A 14,850-nucleotide genomic window follows, 5' to 3' on the forward strand; every position below is an offset into this window, starting at 1 on the left:
GAAAATATATTTTCATAAAAAATTTTACTTGCCGAAAGGAGTGCGGGGTAAATGAATTCTCAAGCACAACCCCTAACAAGACGAGGAGCAGAATTGATTGTTGATACGCTGATTGCTCAAGGTGTGACCCATGTTTTTGCAATTCCAGGTGCCAAAATTGACGCCGTATTTGATGTATTAAAAGACAGAGGTCCAGAGCTTGTCCTATGCAGACACGAACAAAATGCCGCCTTTATGGCAGCTGCTGTCGGCCGCTTAACCGGCAAACCAGGTGTTTGTCTCGTCACATCAGGTCCTGGCGCATCTAATTTAGCAACAGGTCTATTAACAGCCAATACAGAAGGTGATCCTGTTGTCGCAATCGCTGGAAACGTCATTCGTGCGGATCGGCTGAAACGAACACATCAATCACTCGACAATGCGGCATTATTCAAACCAGTCACAAAATACAGTGTTGAAGTACAAGACGTTCATAATATACCCGAAGCCTTAACAAATGCTTTTCGCGCGGCACAAAAGGGGCAGGCTGGAGCAGCATTTATCAGCTTTCCACAAGATGTCGTGACAGAACACACCACACAAATACCAGTGTCTGCTCACCCTTCTCCAGAACTAGGTCCTGCACCGGATGCTCTCATCAGCTCGGCTATCGCCAAAATTCAAAATGCACACTTACCTGTTGCCATTGTGGGAATGAAAGCAAGTCGTCCAGCTGCTGCAAAGGCTACAAGAACATTATTGAAAACACTTGGAATTCCATTTGTCGAAACGTACCAAGGAGCCGGCGTTCTCTCAAGAGAGCTTGAGTCTCAATATGTAGGCAGAATCGGTTTATTCCGAAATCAGCCGGGGGATCTTCTCATTGAACAAGCAGATGTCCTTTTAACCATCGGCTTTGATCCAATTGAATACGATCCGAAGCATTGGAATATTCAGCCGAAGCAGCGACAGATCATCCATGTCGATGACATCCAGGCAGATATTGACCATTTTTATGAGCCGGCACTTGAGCTTGTTGGCAATATAGCTGAAACCGTTAAACATCTAGCCCATGACAGTGTTCCACTTTCTCTATGCAAAGAACAAATTGAATTCGTCACTGAATTGCAGGAGCTGTTAAGCGACATTGAAAAAGCACCAGAAAGAGAAAGTCATCTATCTCACCCGCTGGATGTCATTCATACATTAAGACGCCTGATTCCTGATGACACGAAGGTCACATGTGATATCGGGTCTCACGCGATTTGGATGTCGCGTCACTTCCGCGTCTATGAGCCGAACACATTCCTCGTGAGCAACGGAATGCAAACATTAGGCGTCGCATTACCATGGGCCATTGCGGCTTCCATATTGAATCCAGATGAAAAGATCATTTCGGTCTCTGGTGATGGCGGTTTTCTCTTCTCTGCAATGGAGCTAGAAACAGCCGTCCGCATGAAAACAAATCTTGTTCACCTTGTTTGGAATGACAGCACATACGACATGGTGGCATTTCAGCAGGAAATGAAATATGACCGCACATCCTGCGTTGAATTCGGACAGATCGACTTAGTGAAATATGCGGAAAGCTTTGGAGCGACTGGATTACGGGTTAACTCACCTGAAGAGCTTTCAACTGTCCTCCAAAAGGGTATAAACATAGAAGGACCCGTTATTATTGATATTCCGATTGACTATCAAGACAACCCAGACCTCGCCAGTCAAAAATGGCCAGAAGTCTTTCGTGAAACACACACATTGAACGTCTGATAAGATGTCCATACATTACACCAAAGGAGTGAGCGGATATGGGTATGATGCACCCAATGAATCAACACAGCGACACAAGACAACATGACAAACAGCAAGAGGTCTATCAAGTATCGACGATGACCTCTTTGCTGGAAGCCGTATATGATGGAGATTTCTCCCTTTCACAAATTCCCGAGCACGGTGATTTCGGCATTGGTACATTCAATCAATTAGATGGAGAGCTGATCGGCTTTGACGGCGCATTTTATCGACTGCGCTCAGATGGAACAGCGACACCGGTAACAGATCAAGATTATTCACCCTTCTGCTCTCTAGCATTCTTTGAAACAGATATCGTTCATCGAATTGATGCAGCCATGACGAGCAAAGAGCTAGAAGAAGAAATCGACCGCATTTTACCAAGCAAGAATGTGTTTTATGCAATCCGCATTGATGGATCATTCAAAAAGGTTCAAACCCGTACGGTCGAAAAACAGGAAAAACCTTACGTTCCGATGGTGGAAGCAGTCAAGTCACAGCCCATCTTCGATTTCGAGGAAATTCAAGGAACGATCGCTGGTTTCCGTACACCGCAGTACGCACATGGCATTGCGGTGAGTGGATATCATCTTCATTTCATTGATGACGATCGAAGTGTCGGCGGACACGTATTTGATTACACCGTTGATCAAGTGACCATCCGAATTTCTCAAAAACGTCATATGAATTTACATCTGCCAAATACGCAGGAATTCTTCCAAGCAGACATTGATCGAGCTGACCTCGCACAGCAAATTGCCAGTGCAGAAAGCAGCCCAGATCAATAAAATAAAGACACCCCGGTGCTTCCGGGGTGTCTTTTTATGCAAAAAGAACACTCATCACCTCATTACATTTCATTTCGTTATAAAATTGAGATTCACTCATTCTATTCGTAATAAAATATGTTAAAATATCAACAAAAGAAAGGTGGTCATACGGTGGCAAACGACTATAGCATTCCGAACCTAACATTAGACGAACGGGATAAACAAATTTTATCCCTATTACATGAGGACGGGCGTATGTCCTATACAGATCTCGGGAAACAAGTCGGTCTTTCACGTGTTGCTGTGCAAGCCCGTATTCAGCAGCTAATTGAAGCAGGTGTCATCGAACGATTCACAACGGTCATCAATCCTGCTAAGATCGGCATTCATGTTTCTGTCTTCTTTAATGTAGAGGTTGAGCCGAAATTTTTAGAAGCAGTCGCCCTTCAGCTTGAGCAGGAAACAGCTGTCACAAGCCTTTATCACATGACAGGGCCAAGCAAGCTGCATATGCATGGCATTTTTCAAAATGAACAGGAAATGGAGACATTCTTGACAAAAAAACTGTACCCGCTAGAAGGCGTCGTGAGTGTGGACTGCCAAATGCTCATTAAACGATACAAAAGCCGAATGGGCATGAAATTGTAGACAGGAGTTGAAGCACTTGCAATCATATATCGAACTCATCATCGCTATGGTGCGAACAGGTATTCTCGGTTTTGGCGGAGGTCCTTCCGTCATACCACTCATTCGCCATGAAACGGTAGTGAAATATCAATGGATCAATGATGACGAATTTGGAGAAACACTCGCCATCGCCAACGCATTACCAGGTCCGATCGCGACCAAAATGTCAGCATATCTCGGCTATCGATTGAAGGGCGTATCCGGCGCAATTGTCTCAACAGTTGCCCATATTTTACCGACATGTCTCGCCATGGTGGCACTCGTCACACTTGTCAGCGTCTTAAGCTCCTCACAAATCATTCAAAATATGATTGGCGCCGTGACACCAGTCATTGCCGTGCTGCTCGGGATCATGGCATACGAGTTTGGACAAAAAACGCTGAAAGGCTTCGGAATGATCTTCGGGATCGCTCTGTTCCTTGTGGCCTTTATCGGGCTGCAGGTGCTGTCCATTCATCCAGGAATCATTGTTATCATCTTTTTATGCTATGGCGCTTTTCATTTCAAACTGAAACAACGCTGGAACCGACCAAATAAAGAGAAAGGAGTGTCTTCATGATGCTGGTTCTCTTTTTATTCTGGGCATTCTTCTTGTCCAATCTATTAGGATATGGCGGAGGACCTGCATCAATTCCGCTGAATTATGAAGAAATCGTCAACCATTTTCATTGGATGACGAACGAAGGATTTTCCAATATGCTTGCTTTAGCCAATGCACTGCCAGGACCAATTGCGACAAAAATCGCGGCATATGTCGGCTATGACGTCATGGGCTGGCCAGGCTTTATTGTGGCACTGCTTGCAACTGTACTGCCATCAGCCATTGGATTGATTTTATTGCTCAAGCTGATTGACCGCTTTCGTCAATCCCCTGTCGTCAAAGGCATGACCTTATCCGTCCAGCCTGTCATTGCGATGATGATGCTTTTATTAACATGGGAAATCGGAGGAGATGCAGTGAAAGCCATTGGCTGGACACAGTCGCTCGCCATTGCCGCGATCTCCTTTTTCTTTATGACTAAATTCAAAATGCACCCCGCCTTTCTCATTGTGGCTGCCTTTTTATATGGCGGATTCATTCTGCCGCATTAAAAAAACCGATAACATGACCTGTTATCGGTTTTCTTTTACATATAGATTGGAGAAACCGGTCTACGCCCAATCGAATGATATTCGACTCCTGCTTGTTCTGCCGCTTCAAGCGTATGGCAGTTTCGCCCATCGAAAATAAGCGGCTGTCTCATCCATTCCTTATAGGACGTAAGCGGAAACGTCTGAATTTCTGTCCACTCTGTTAATATACAAGCTGCATGGACATCCTTTAGCGCTTCTTCAATCGTATGAGCAAACACGACTTTTTCAGGTAGCTCACGAGCGGCATTGCGTGCGGCAACAGAATCATACGCCACAAGCTCCGCGCCTAATTGATCGAGTTCATGAGCAATTGGAACCGACGGCGCCTCCCTCATATCGTCTGTATTCGGTTTAAAAGCAAGGCCAAGAAGTGCAATTCGCTTTCCTTCAAGATTTGATCCCAGTCTCTCCTGAATACTTCGGATAAAACCGGCTCGCTGCTCATTGTTTACTTTGATAACAGCCTTTAACAGCTCAAAATCATGCGACACATGCCCTGCGATTTGGACAAGTGCATTTGTATCCTTTGGAAAACAAGAACCTCCGTAGCCAATCCCCGCCTTGAGAAATGAAGAACCAATCCGCTGATCGAGCCCCATTCCCTGCGCCACCCATTCAACATCAGCACCTGTTTTTTCACAAATGGAGGCAATCTCATTCATAAAGCTGATTTTGGTCGCAAGGAAAGCATTTGATGCATACTTGATCATTTCTGCACTTTTTCGGTCTGTCTTGACCACTGGCAAATGGAAATCAGCATACATCTCCTCGAGCCGATCTAATACAGCTTTTGTTTCAGCCCCAATGACAAGCCGATCTGCCCTCAATGTATCTGAAATGGCAGAGCCTTCTCGTAAAAACTCTGGGTTAGATGCAATCGATAATGGCTCATTCCGTCCTAATTCTTGATGGATCATCCGTTCGATTTGATCACCCGTTCCAACAGGCACCGTACTTTTCACCACAAGAACCGCACCAGATTTCGCTTTTGTGCCCATTTCCTTTGCAGCTTGAAACACATATTGTAAATCAGCTTGGCCATCTGCCTGCTGCGGGGTGCCGACCGCAATCATTAACACATCAGCCCGCGGGTAGGCTGCCGCTCCATTTATGTGAAATTGAATTCGTCCTTGCTCAAGATTGCGTTTCAGCAGTTCTTTTAATCCCGGCTCATGCATTGGTGGATGTCCCTGTTTCAACTGCATGACCTTTCTCCGGTCAATATCAATACACGCCACATTGTGCCCTGACTCCGCTAAACACACACCTGTGACCAGTCCCACATATCCACAGCCTGCAATTGCAATATTCATGACACCATCAGCTCCCCATACGCCTTATGCTTGTAATGACATCGTATGCTGGGAGCTTTCGTTCCATTCATAAAAGCATACAAAAACCCCCTGCCATCACTAGCAGGGGGTCACTTTTATGAAACAAGACCATTTCGAATATGAGCAATCAGATTTTCAAGCATTTCTTTTGTGGTGACATCATTTGAATTCTCACCAATATCATGAGCGTACATCAAAATTTTTAAAAACTCTTCTTGATTCAAACCCTTATTATCCATGTCTGTATCCTTTCGATTCCACTAATTTCATTATTATATGTTGTATGGTTGGTTTATGCAATACTCTAATACATCATTCGACAGCTTTTGAAATTTATGACCATTTTCATGAAAAACTTTTTTATAAATCACCATTGAGCTATAATAAAAGAATTGGAATCTTTTACTTGGTTAGGAGCGGATCAAATGCTTCAGCACAACATCAACGAGGAAGAAATCAAACAAACAGCCGAACAGATCAAAGAACTTCTTCCTGCAACAGATGAAAACAAACAACTCATCAAAAAAGCATTGATTACTTATAGACAGGACAGTGTATATCGTCTCAAGCAAGAATCTGATACGGAATGGTCAGCTTATGTACATGATGTCGTGGCAGCAAGAGTCCATCTTCATGTGCTGTTTCCTGTGAGAAGCAGCTGCTCATGTCCGGCAGATGGACTTTGTAAACACATTCTCGCTGTCTTCTTTTCGCTATACGCTCAAGTGGAGAGTGTGACTGGATTTACAGAAAATTGGTCAGAAAAAGATGAATTACAGCGCAGCAAAGAATTGATTCGTCAGCACTTCCAAGTGAAGCGCCCAGACGAACAATCACTCCAAAGCTGGTTGAATTTTTTCCAAGAGGAATTTAACCTCTGGCTGAAACGGACACCAAAGCACCAGCAAACACCGCAGCATTTGTATTATGGCTATTTATCGATCCTAAAAAAACACGCACCTCATTCTCCTGAATTCAAGAGTTTGTATGCGATTCATACGTCAATCGATGTGTGGTTAAGGATTCATGAATTAATCGACCTTGGCCAGCTTGATGCCGAGAAGGACTTTTATTCCATGAATCCATATGTAGAACAACTCATGAACACCATTTTCGATTCAGTGGATCACTTGAAGACATACGCCCTTTCCTTTTCCCTCGATCCGTTTCTTGAAAACACACCAACTGCCGTTCGGACACTTCTTCAAATAAACGGACCTTTCCAGCATGAACGAGTAGCGGTCTTTATGGAGATTTGGGGCACCATATTAAATAGAGGGAAATGGGTTAAAAAAGAAACAGAATTACTAAAGAATGCTCAGCAGCAAGAGCAAACGGTTGAACGTACCATCGGACTGATGCACATGGATTATTTAATGAAAGAAGACGATAGCCTTTTTCAGCAATTAAAGCTGCTCAATGCAGATATGCTGCCAAATGTGCTCAATTGGCTGAAGGACCTGACAAACCGCAAGGACTGGAAGCGGCTCAAGCTCTGGTATCATGAGATCACCTATATTTTAGAAGAATATTGCCAGCTCGACCTTTCCTATAGAGAACTACGAGGAGCCGTTAGTGATTTCTTCTTCTATTTAGACGCATACTTTAAGCAGACAAAGGATCATCATTTATATGAACGCTACCTCCAAATCTGCATGCCCTATGCGTTTACTGAATATAGTCAGCTCTTATATGCACAGCAGCGTTATGCAGAATGGATTGAGATTCACAGCCTTGTTGGTTTCTCCATCAGTGAACTGGAGAAGGATCTGATCAAACAAATTGCAAAAGAGGAGCCTGAAGCGCTCATTCCATCATATCACCGTGAAATCTCACAGCTTCTCGATCAAAAGAATCGAAGTGCTTATCGAGAATCTGTGAAAATGCTAAAAAAACTGCGCACGCTTTATCATAAAACGAAAAAAACTGCGATTTGGGAAAGATATGTAAAGCAGCTACAGGATTCAACGAAACGGCTGCGTGCGTTCCAAGAGGAAATGAAGAAAGGAAAATTAATTGATGACACGCCATAAACAAATTGTCATTCATGCAGAACAAACAGAAGATTTCTCTTTCACCATTTCAGCCCAAGCAGAGGACGGACACCCTGTTCCGCTTAATGAAATGAAGAGGCAGCTTTTCCAATGGCACGAATCGTCTTTTTACGGAACATTTTTAGAAGATGTAAGCTTTATTGGCACACCTGCCTTCCTGCTAAGCCCTTGGATGACCGTCGAACTGCTAGGAAAAAATTCGTTTAATACCTTTAGTCATGTGACACTAACCGATGAAACGGAACCACTGATGAAGACAGCCTCCACCATTTATGAATTCATCGAGGATGAAGATTTCATTCCCGATTACGAGGCGTGGACAAAAGGTGTGCTTCGTTTTAAAGACAAAGAAGGACTATTAGATGGCTATACGGCTGAGTGGTTCTCCTTTACCGTACAGGATTATATTCAATATGATGATGCCTTACAGCACAAATGGAACCGCATGACAGAACAATCGCCTGCGCTCTCATCCTTCCAAGGACATTTTTTAGATGAGCAGGATTTCTTGGAAACGATTGGCTGGATTGATGACGACACACCTTTCACTGTCGGCTTGCGTTTAAATGAACCGGATTTCGACGGAGATGATTGGAAAATCGAATTGTTTTTGCGTGATAAGAAAAACAGCGACCTTCACTTTTTTGAAGGCATCCGTTCATTGAAAAGGTCTTGGCATCCGTATCAAGATAAAATCTCAAGAGAGCTGGAGCGATTCGGTCAAATTGTTCCTTGGCTCTCTTTCACATCTGGCACCACGCTCATGTCAGAAGACGAAGCGTGGCTCTTCCTATCTGAAGCTAGTGAAACACTTGTGAATATGGGCATTGAGATCCTACTCCCATCGTGGTGGCAAATTGTCAAAGAAAGCACCATGATGCTAAAAGCAAGGATTTCCTCTACCCCAAGAGGCGAGTCACATGTCGGAATGGATGCCTTGATGGACTTTAATTGGCGCTTCGCTACAAACGGCATCGAGCTGACAGAAGATGAGTTCAACGAGCTTGTCCAAAGTAAACGGCGCCTTGTCAATATTCGTGGACAATGGATCAAAATCGATCCAACCTTCATCCAGCAAATGAAAAAATGGATGGAGCGTGCCGAAAATGAAGGGCTACACATGTCTGATATTTTGTCACGTGAACTGGCAGATCAAGAAGCATCCTCTGAATCGATTCCAGAGCTGCTAGACAGCTCAGCATTTGCACATATTCAATTTGAACTTTCGTCTCAATTAAGAGGGCTTGTCCATCAGTTAAATGATACGCATGAACTGCCTTCATACGAAATGAGTGAGTCCTTCAAAGGCACACTCAGGCCGTATCAGCAGCATGGTGTCAACTGGCTGTTATTCTTAAGATCTCATGGATTTGGGGCTTGTTTAGCAGACGATATGGGGCTTGGAAAAACGATTCAAATGATTGCGTATTTCACATATTTGAAGGAGCAGGAGCAAAATGCCGCTCCATCTCTCATCATTGCACCGACCTCTGTTTTAGGAAACTGGCAGCGAGAGCTTGAAATCTTCGCACCACACTTGAATGTTGCCTTGCATTACGGGCCATCGCGTCCTCAAGGGGAACACTTTACAAAGGCATACGAGTCAACAGATGTTGTCCTGACGTCTTATGGACTCTCACATTCTGATCGTGATGAAATAACATCAGCAAAGTGGGATACGATTTGTTTAGACGAAGCCCAAAACATTAAGAATGCCCATACGAAACAATCGAGAGCGATCAGACAGCTCAAAGGGCAGCATCACATTGCCCTTAGCGGGACACCTATGGAAAACCGTTTAACAGAGCTTTGGTCCATTTTTGACTTCGTCAACAAAGGATATCTCGGCAGCTTAACGAGCTTTCATAAGAAATTCGTTCTGCCGATTGAAAAAGACCGTGATGAAAAAAGAATTGAACAGCTACAGCAACTGATTAAGCCTTTCCTATTAAGACGAACAAAGCAAGATGAAGAGGTCGCCCTGAACCTGCCTGAGAAACTCGAAGAAAAAGAATTCATTCCGCTATCCGCTGAGCAGGCTTCTTTATATGAACAGCTCGTGAAGGATACATTCGAACACATGGCTTCGTTAACAGGAATGCAGCGGAAAGCCATTATTTTAAGTATGCTCGGCAGACTCAAACAGATTTGCGATCACCCGGCTCTCTATTTAAAAGAGAGTGGAGCCGATGTGAAACTGCTGAAACGTTCATTAAAAATGGATAAACTCGCAGAGCTGTTAAAAGCAATACACGAGCAAGGAGAAAGCTGCCTCATCTTTACGCAGTATATTGGAATGGGGAACATGATCAAGCAGCTGGCGGAAAAGATGTTTGGAGAACCAGTTCAATTTTTAAATGGCAGTCTGTCCAAACAGGAGCGGGATAAAATGGTGGACCGCTTCCAGAAGAAAGAATTCAACATCTTAATTCTCTCTTTAAAAGCAGGAGGAACAGGACTTAACCTAACCGCCGCAAACCATGTCATTCACTACGACAGATGGTGGAATCCTGCTGTGGAAAACCAAGCGACCGACCGTGCTTATCGGATCGGACAAAAACGATTTGTTCACGTCCATAAGATGATCACAACGGGCACGATCGAGGAAAAAATCGATCAAATGCTCGAAACAAAGCAAACGTTAAATGATCAAATTATCCAAAGTGAAAGCTGGATTACAGAGCTATCGACAAACGAACTAGAAGATTTATTCACATTAAGTGCCGCCGCTCAATCATCTTAATCCAAGCAAAAAGAGGACTTTCTCAACATGATGAAAAGTCCTCTTTTTTCATTTCATATGAACATAGGTTAAATGTGCAGTTTTTTCAATGCAGATTTCACGTTCATATACGTATTCAATTCACGGAAGTCTTCTCTCATTTCTCCCATTTTCATCGCAAGGTTCGGTTTAATTCCTGTCACGATGAGTTCCGTACCTGTCATTAAAATCAAATCATTCAGCTTAAAGATCGCATCTGCCACAAATGAATCGACTTCTAATAAACCAGACAGATCGACAATAAAATAATCGTCCTTGGATTGAGAGATATAGGTGGAGACTGTGGAGATAATCTTATCAAATCTTGGCGCTGTTAACGTACCAATGATCGGTAACACAGAAATACCATCTTTCACAGGAACAATGGGAACAGAAATGTTCAGCACTTCATCAATTGATTGCTCAAGAAGCTCCTGCTGTTCCTTCTCTTTCGTGACATCTTTTTGCAGACCAACGAAATAAAGACGTTCCCCTTCATTTTCATCAATCCAAAGAGGAGCTACACTTAACTCATTCCAAAACATCTGTCCAGATTTTTTATAATTTTTCAGCTGAACAGTGACAGCCTCTTTGTTCTCAATAGCTGTTCTAATTTGTTGGAGAGAGATTGGCTCTGTTTCATTTCCTTGAAGGAAACGACAATTCTTCCCCAATACTTCGGGTTCTTGATAGCCTGTCATATCTAAAAAGCCCTTGTTCACATATATTAAAGGATTATCAGGTAAAGACGGGTCCGTCACCGTCAGGCCAACCTGAGTATAATCTAAGGCTTCCTTGATTAAATGCAGATTTTCGGACTTATAAGATTCCAGCGCCATTCGTTTACTCTCCTTAATTTCCTTACAAGCGGGTTATGTTCATCATTAAATTATATGATGTTCCACATCATGTGTAAATAGAAGTAGTTCTGAATTCCCCTTTTGTAGAATGCGCTTTATCCTATGTGGATTATACAACGACATCCGATGCATCTATTTCAACAGGTGCCGAATCATATACGCCACACCATGTTCATCATTTGTTAACGTGACATGATCAGCGATTTCTTTCATATCCTGTCTCGCATTGCCCATCGCAACCCCAACACCAGCTGCTCGAAGCATCGATTCGTCATTTAAACTGTCTCCTACAGCCGCTGTCTGGCTTAAAGGAATACCAAGTCGTTCTGCCAGCCTTGTTAATGCCTGGCCTTTAGATGCATCCTTTGAACCAATTTCAAAGTTATGATCGGCTGAACTGACCATTGTGACATCTGAATCATCACCAAACATATTCCAACCTGCCTTCAATCTGTCTTCAAAGAAAGAGAAACCTAAGATGTTGTAGAATGAAAGCTTTCGATCCTCACGAAACAACTCTTTATATGTATCAATATAAGAAAAACCTGACTGACTATATTGTACTTCTGCAGCTTGTTTTAAAACACTCAAGTCCGCTTCTGGATTTGCACTTTTTAAGCGATCCATTTCAATCGCCAGAAGCTCTCTACCACGATTCGGTGTGAAAATGGCTTCGTTTGTAAAAACTTCATAATAATAATCACGTTCTTCAAGCCATTTCAATATGTGTTTGGCCTTTTCTTCTTGTAAAGTAGCTGAATGATATACTTGTCCAGCCGGATCATGAATTACAGCTCCATTGGCACTAATCACCCATGTATTCATCCCAAGCCCATCAAAAATAGACCTCACATCAAAATACGCTCTTCCTGTTGAAACGACAACTTCCAATCCATTCGCCACTGCTTCCTTTAATGCCTGCTCATTTTCCCGACTCACTTTGTGTTCACTATTCAATAACGTTCCGTCTAAATCCGTTGCAATCAATTGAATGTTTGTCATCGTTCTCTCCTTTTTGTCTCCATTTTGGCTATCATACCGCTGATAAAATCCCTCATCAAGAGGTGATCGGTTTATCATTGAATAAAAGGGTACCCGGCCACGCTACATGACCGGATACACACAAGGGGATTTAAGAGGACACATGACCTATACAAAGAAGCGATGGTTCTATTACGCAGTGTTCTTATGCTCAAGGCAGCGTCTATCAGCTTTAGCTAGAGGGGGGCTGTCAGATGCTAGACGTTACCTTTTGATTCAGACCGTACCTCCTTTCCTTTCAACTGCCCTTAGTCTACCGAGAAAGGTTGTATGTGACAAAACCTGAAAATGACAAAATCCCCCCCTCAAATTCTCTATTACCTCTTTAATTTCTGCTTTTTACCGCTTGAGTATAATACATCATCTTGTTTTGTTTAATGAAAAACTTATTTTTCATAAATTGATAAAAAACGTCTGAATGAATCCAATTACTAGAAGGCATGTGAATATAATCAGATCCGTCCCACGCAAACCAATAAAAACAAAGCTGTCCGTCATGAATCGACAATTGAAATTCAAAGTAGTCCATTTGATCCTCGGTGACGTATTGAAACGTGAGTGACTCACCTTCTTCCATGTACACATCACAAAATGAAAGAATGTCTCCCCACGAATAAACGCGCATTGTGCTCTTTGCCTTCTCCTCGCCAATATGTATGTTTCGCAATTGATAAGACTCCATAAAACATCTCCTTTCACTCATATGCAGCTCGCTTTAAGCAGGCAGCGGTTTCATTTATACAGATGTTGTATGCTATAATGATACTTACGAATAATGAACGCTTGTGAGGTGCAAAAAATGAAAACCTTTAGGCTGATTGATTTAAAAATCGAACTTGATCCAAAGCAAGATAAAATGTCCAGCATTCCCCTTCGTGACGGTTTAATCATTAATAAAGAAGATGGCGAAAATCACTGGATGATCGAGGCACTCATTCCAAAGAAACATAGACAGGTGTTTGAGGTGCTCTTTCAGCAGCACACTGAAGTGAAGATTCTTGTGACGATCACAAAAGAAAACAACCGCCCTGTTCATCTATCTGTCCAAGTCAAAAACATTGTTGCTTTAGAAGAAAACATTTCTGTGCTGCTCGATGGTAAGATGATTACAAATCGTTACAGAACAGAAACCGAAGAAGTACTTAAAGACCTCGTCAAAGAGGGGCTTTCCGGAGAAAAACTGCTGGATGCATTTAAACAAAACACATAAAAAGAGCGGGATTAGCCGCTCTTAGATAGTTGACGAAGGGCTAAAATGAATCTTATTTTAGCCCTTTGTCTTCCTTTCAGCGTGATAGAAAACCTTTGCAGTCTAGAAAGGGCGAGCACTGGAGCGGAACGAATTGAATATTCGTGAGCACCAGAGCACAGACCTGACAACGAATGCGAGGGTTTGCCTACATGCTGAGAGCGGAGTTAGCCGCTCTTTTTTTATTGCACATCTTTCGATTGGCTTTGATTTTTCAAGAGATCTCTAATTTCAGTTAGTAAAACTTCCGTTTGATCCGGCGTTTCTACAACCTCTTCTTCCTCCACCTTTTTCCGTTTTAATTTATTCAAATAACGAATAAAGATAAAAATGGAAAACGAGATAATCAAGAAATCAATCACTGTTTGTATGAAGCTTCCATATAAAATTTGAGCAGATCCGATCTTAATAGATAGATCGCTAAAATCATGTCCGCCAATAATAATACCGACGAGCGGCATGATCAAATCATTCACAAGAGAAGTGACAATTTTGCCAAATGCTCCCCCAATGATGACACCTACAGCCAAGTCAATGACATTTCCCTTGACTGCAAATTCTCTAAATTCTTTCAGCATCTTTTATCACCTTCATCTTTTTTGTCTAATATGACGTTTTTTTGTCAAAAAAGCAAGTCCTGATCCGTTCAGACTAGTTGTTTCCATATAAAAAGCGATTCATCCTTGATGAACCGCCAGGCAAATCATGATACTTTAGGACCGATAGAAAATGTGAGTTCTGCTTCACATGCCACTTCGCCATCTACTGTGGCTACTGCTTTTCCTTTTGCAACTGGACCCCTAAGGCGCGTCACTTCCACCTCTAAACGAAGCTGATCGCCAGGCTTCACCTGTCTTTTGAAACGGCATCCGTCAATTCCTGCAAACAAACCAATTTTCCCTTTGTTTTCTTCTTTGCCTAACATAATGACCCCAAACACCTGCGCAAGTGCTTCTACAATAAGCACACCCGGCATGACTGGGTATCCTGGGAAATGACCATTAAAAAATTCTTCGTTCACTGTGACATTTTTAATCCCAACCGCTCTTTTCTCTCCTTCAACCTCTAAAATACGGTCGACCAATAAGAATGGATAACGGTGTGGAATAATGTCTTGAATTTGCTGAGCATCAAGCATATCTTGATCTCTCCTTTTTTCTATATCGATGATCTTCATTTGATTCCTATAG

The 14,850-nt window shown here is 42.6% G+C and carries 15 protein-coding genes; 8 read left to right on the forward strand and 7 right to left on the reverse strand.

Translation table 11 applies throughout. From position 1 onward, the window contains the following. Nucleotides 1–51: 51 nt before the first annotated feature. From alsS to MHI11_RS18420, 5 genes are all read left to right on the forward strand, one after another. Entirely contained in the window at nt 52–1,749 is a 1,698-nt protein-coding gene (alsS, locus tag MHI11_RS18400) for an acetolactate synthase AlsS (protein WP_044140100.1), read from the forward strand. A 38-nt stretch (nt 1,750–1,787) separates the two neighbouring features. Beyond that, nucleotides 1,788–2,558: an acetolactate decarboxylase gene (gene budA / locus MHI11_RS18405; RefSeq protein WP_113767784.1), complete on the forward strand. Its 771-nt coding sequence runs from the start codon at nt 1,788–1,790 to the stop codon at nt 2,556–2,558. A gap of 117 nt (nt 2,559–2,675) precedes the next feature. Beyond that, a complete protein-coding gene (locus MHI11_RS18410; RefSeq protein ID WP_221450687.1) occupies nt 2,676–3,188 on the forward strand; it encodes an Lrp/AsnC family transcriptional regulator in 513 nt (170 codons plus the stop codon). A 7-nt stretch (nt 3,189–3,195) separates the two neighbouring features. Continuing rightward, complete coding sequence (locus MHI11_RS18415; protein ID WP_340961982.1) at nt 3,196–3,786, forward strand: chromate transporter; 591 nt, start codon at nt 3,196–3,198, stop codon at nt 3,784–3,786. Further along, nucleotides 3,786–4,319, forward strand: coding sequence for a chromate transporter (locus MHI11_RS18420; protein ID WP_340962347.1), 534 nt, complete (start codon nt 3,786–3,788; stop codon nt 4,317–4,319). The genes MHI11_RS18415 and MHI11_RS18420 overlap by 1 nt, the downstream gene beginning before the upstream one ends. A 35-nt stretch (nt 4,320–4,354) precedes the next feature. Here MHI11_RS18420 and MHI11_RS18425 read toward each other — a convergent pair whose 3' ends face one another. Then, entirely contained in the window at nt 4,355–5,674 is a 1,320-nt protein-coding gene (locus MHI11_RS18425; protein ID WP_340961983.1) for a UDP-glucose dehydrogenase family protein, read from the reverse strand. Between the two features lie 116 nt (nt 5,675–5,790). Beyond that, a complete protein-coding gene (locus MHI11_RS18430; RefSeq protein ID WP_003214884.1) occupies nt 5,791–5,934 on the reverse strand; it encodes a hypothetical protein in 144 nt (47 codons plus the stop codon). 186 nt (nt 5,935–6,120) lie between these two features. On the opposite strand from MHI11_RS18430, the gene MHI11_RS18435 reads away from it, so the two are divergent. Together MHI11_RS18435 and MHI11_RS18440 are read left to right on the forward strand one after the other, a co-directional pair. Then, on the forward strand, nt 6,121–7,728 hold the full coding sequence (locus MHI11_RS18435) for an SWIM zinc finger family protein (protein ID WP_106066112.1): 1,608 nt from the start codon (nt 6,121–6,123) through the stop codon (nt 7,726–7,728). Continuing rightward, nucleotides 7,715–10,492: a DEAD/DEAH box helicase gene (locus MHI11_RS18440; protein WP_340961984.1), complete on the forward strand. Its 2,778-nt coding sequence runs from the start codon at nt 7,715–7,717 to the stop codon at nt 10,490–10,492. The genes MHI11_RS18435 and MHI11_RS18440 overlap by 14 nt, the downstream gene beginning before the upstream one ends. Nucleotides 10,493–10,560: 68 nt before the next feature. Here MHI11_RS18440 and MHI11_RS18445 read toward each other — a convergent pair whose 3' ends face one another. The 3 genes from MHI11_RS18445 to MHI11_RS18455 form a co-directional block, all read right to left on the reverse strand. After that, the gene (locus MHI11_RS18445) at nt 10,561–11,349 is read right to left on the reverse strand and encodes a PAS domain-containing protein (RefSeq protein WP_340961985.1); all 789 of its coding nucleotides are present in this window, start codon (nt 11,347–11,349) and stop codon (nt 10,561–10,563) included. A 153-nt stretch (nt 11,350–11,502) separates the two neighbouring features. Next, nucleotides 11,503–12,363: a Cof-type HAD-IIB family hydrolase gene (locus MHI11_RS18450; protein ID WP_217012704.1), complete on the reverse strand. Its 861-nt coding sequence runs from the start codon at nt 12,361–12,363 to the stop codon at nt 11,503–11,505. Nucleotides 12,364–12,736: 373 nt separating this feature from the next. Next, complete coding sequence (locus MHI11_RS18455) at nt 12,737–13,093, reverse strand: hypothetical protein (protein WP_065097885.1); 357 nt, start codon at nt 13,091–13,093, stop codon at nt 12,737–12,739. Nucleotides 13,094–13,210: 117 nt separating this feature from the next. Between MHI11_RS18455 and MHI11_RS18460 the strand changes: the two genes are divergently transcribed. Then, nucleotides 13,211–13,621, forward strand: a complete 411-nt coding sequence (locus tag MHI11_RS18460; protein WP_003215215.1) for a YwpF-like family protein — start codon at nt 13,211–13,213, stop codon at nt 13,619–13,621. Between the two features lie 221 nt (nt 13,622–13,842). Here the strand turns inward: MHI11_RS18460 and mscL are convergent, their stop codons facing one another. Together mscL and fabZ are read right to left on the reverse strand one after the other, a co-directional pair. Further along, nucleotides 13,843–14,238: a large conductance mechanosensitive channel protein MscL gene (mscL, locus tag MHI11_RS18465; protein ID WP_268485138.1), complete on the reverse strand. Its 396-nt coding sequence runs from the start codon at nt 14,236–14,238 to the stop codon at nt 13,843–13,845. Between the two features lie 125 nt (nt 14,239–14,363). After that, nucleotides 14,364–14,798: a 3-hydroxyacyl-ACP dehydratase FabZ gene (gene fabZ / locus MHI11_RS18470; protein ID WP_012011512.1), complete on the reverse strand. Its 435-nt coding sequence runs from the start codon at nt 14,796–14,798 to the stop codon at nt 14,364–14,366. Nucleotides 14,799–14,850 lie beyond the last annotated feature (52 nt).

This window comes from Bacillus sp. FSL K6-3312 (assembly GCF_038007485.1).
GTDB lineage: Bacteria > Bacillota > Bacilli > Bacillales > Bacillaceae > Bacillus > Bacillus pumilus.

Coding starts and splice junctions, on each gene's coding strand:
- alsS (WP_044140100.1), top strand. CDS start 52: ATGAATTCTCAAGCACAACCCCTAACAAGACGAGGAGCAGAATTGATT.
- fabZ (WP_012011512.1), bottom strand. CDS start 14,798: ATGCTTGATGCTCAGCAAATTCAAGACATTATTCCACACCGTTATCCA.
- MHI11_RS18455 (WP_065097885.1), bottom strand. CDS start 13,093: ATGGAGTCTTATCAATTGCGAAACATACATATTGGCGAGGAGAAGGCA.
- budA (WP_113767784.1), top strand. CDS start 1,788: ATGGGTATGATGCACCCAATGAATCAACACAGCGACACAAGACAACAT.
- MHI11_RS18425 (WP_340961983.1), bottom strand. CDS start 5,674: ATGAATATTGCAATTGCAGGCTGTGGATATGTGGGACTGGTCACAGGT.
- MHI11_RS18420 (WP_340962347.1), top strand. CDS start 3,786: ATGCTGGTTCTCTTTTTATTCTGGGCATTCTTCTTGTCCAATCTATTA.
- MHI11_RS18460 (WP_003215215.1), top strand. CDS start 13,211: ATGAAAACCTTTAGGCTGATTGATTTAAAAATCGAACTTGATCCAAAG.
- MHI11_RS18435 (WP_106066112.1), top strand. CDS start 6,121: ATGCTTCAGCACAACATCAACGAGGAAGAAATCAAACAAACAGCCGAA.
- MHI11_RS18430 (WP_003214884.1), bottom strand. CDS start 5,934: ATGGATAATAAGGGTTTGAATCAAGAAGAGTTTTTAAAAATTTTGATG.
- MHI11_RS18410 (WP_221450687.1), top strand. CDS start 2,676: ATGTTAAAATATCAACAAAAGAAAGGTGGTCATACGGTGGCAAACGAC.
- MHI11_RS18445 (WP_340961985.1), bottom strand. CDS start 11,349: ATGGCGCTGGAATCTTATAAGTCCGAAAATCTGCATTTAATCAAGGAA.
- MHI11_RS18440 (WP_340961984.1), top strand. CDS start 7,715: ATGACACGCCATAAACAAATTGTCATTCATGCAGAACAAACAGAAGAT.
- mscL (WP_268485138.1), bottom strand. CDS start 14,238: ATGCTGAAAGAATTTAGAGAATTTGCAGTCAAGGGAAATGTCATTGAC.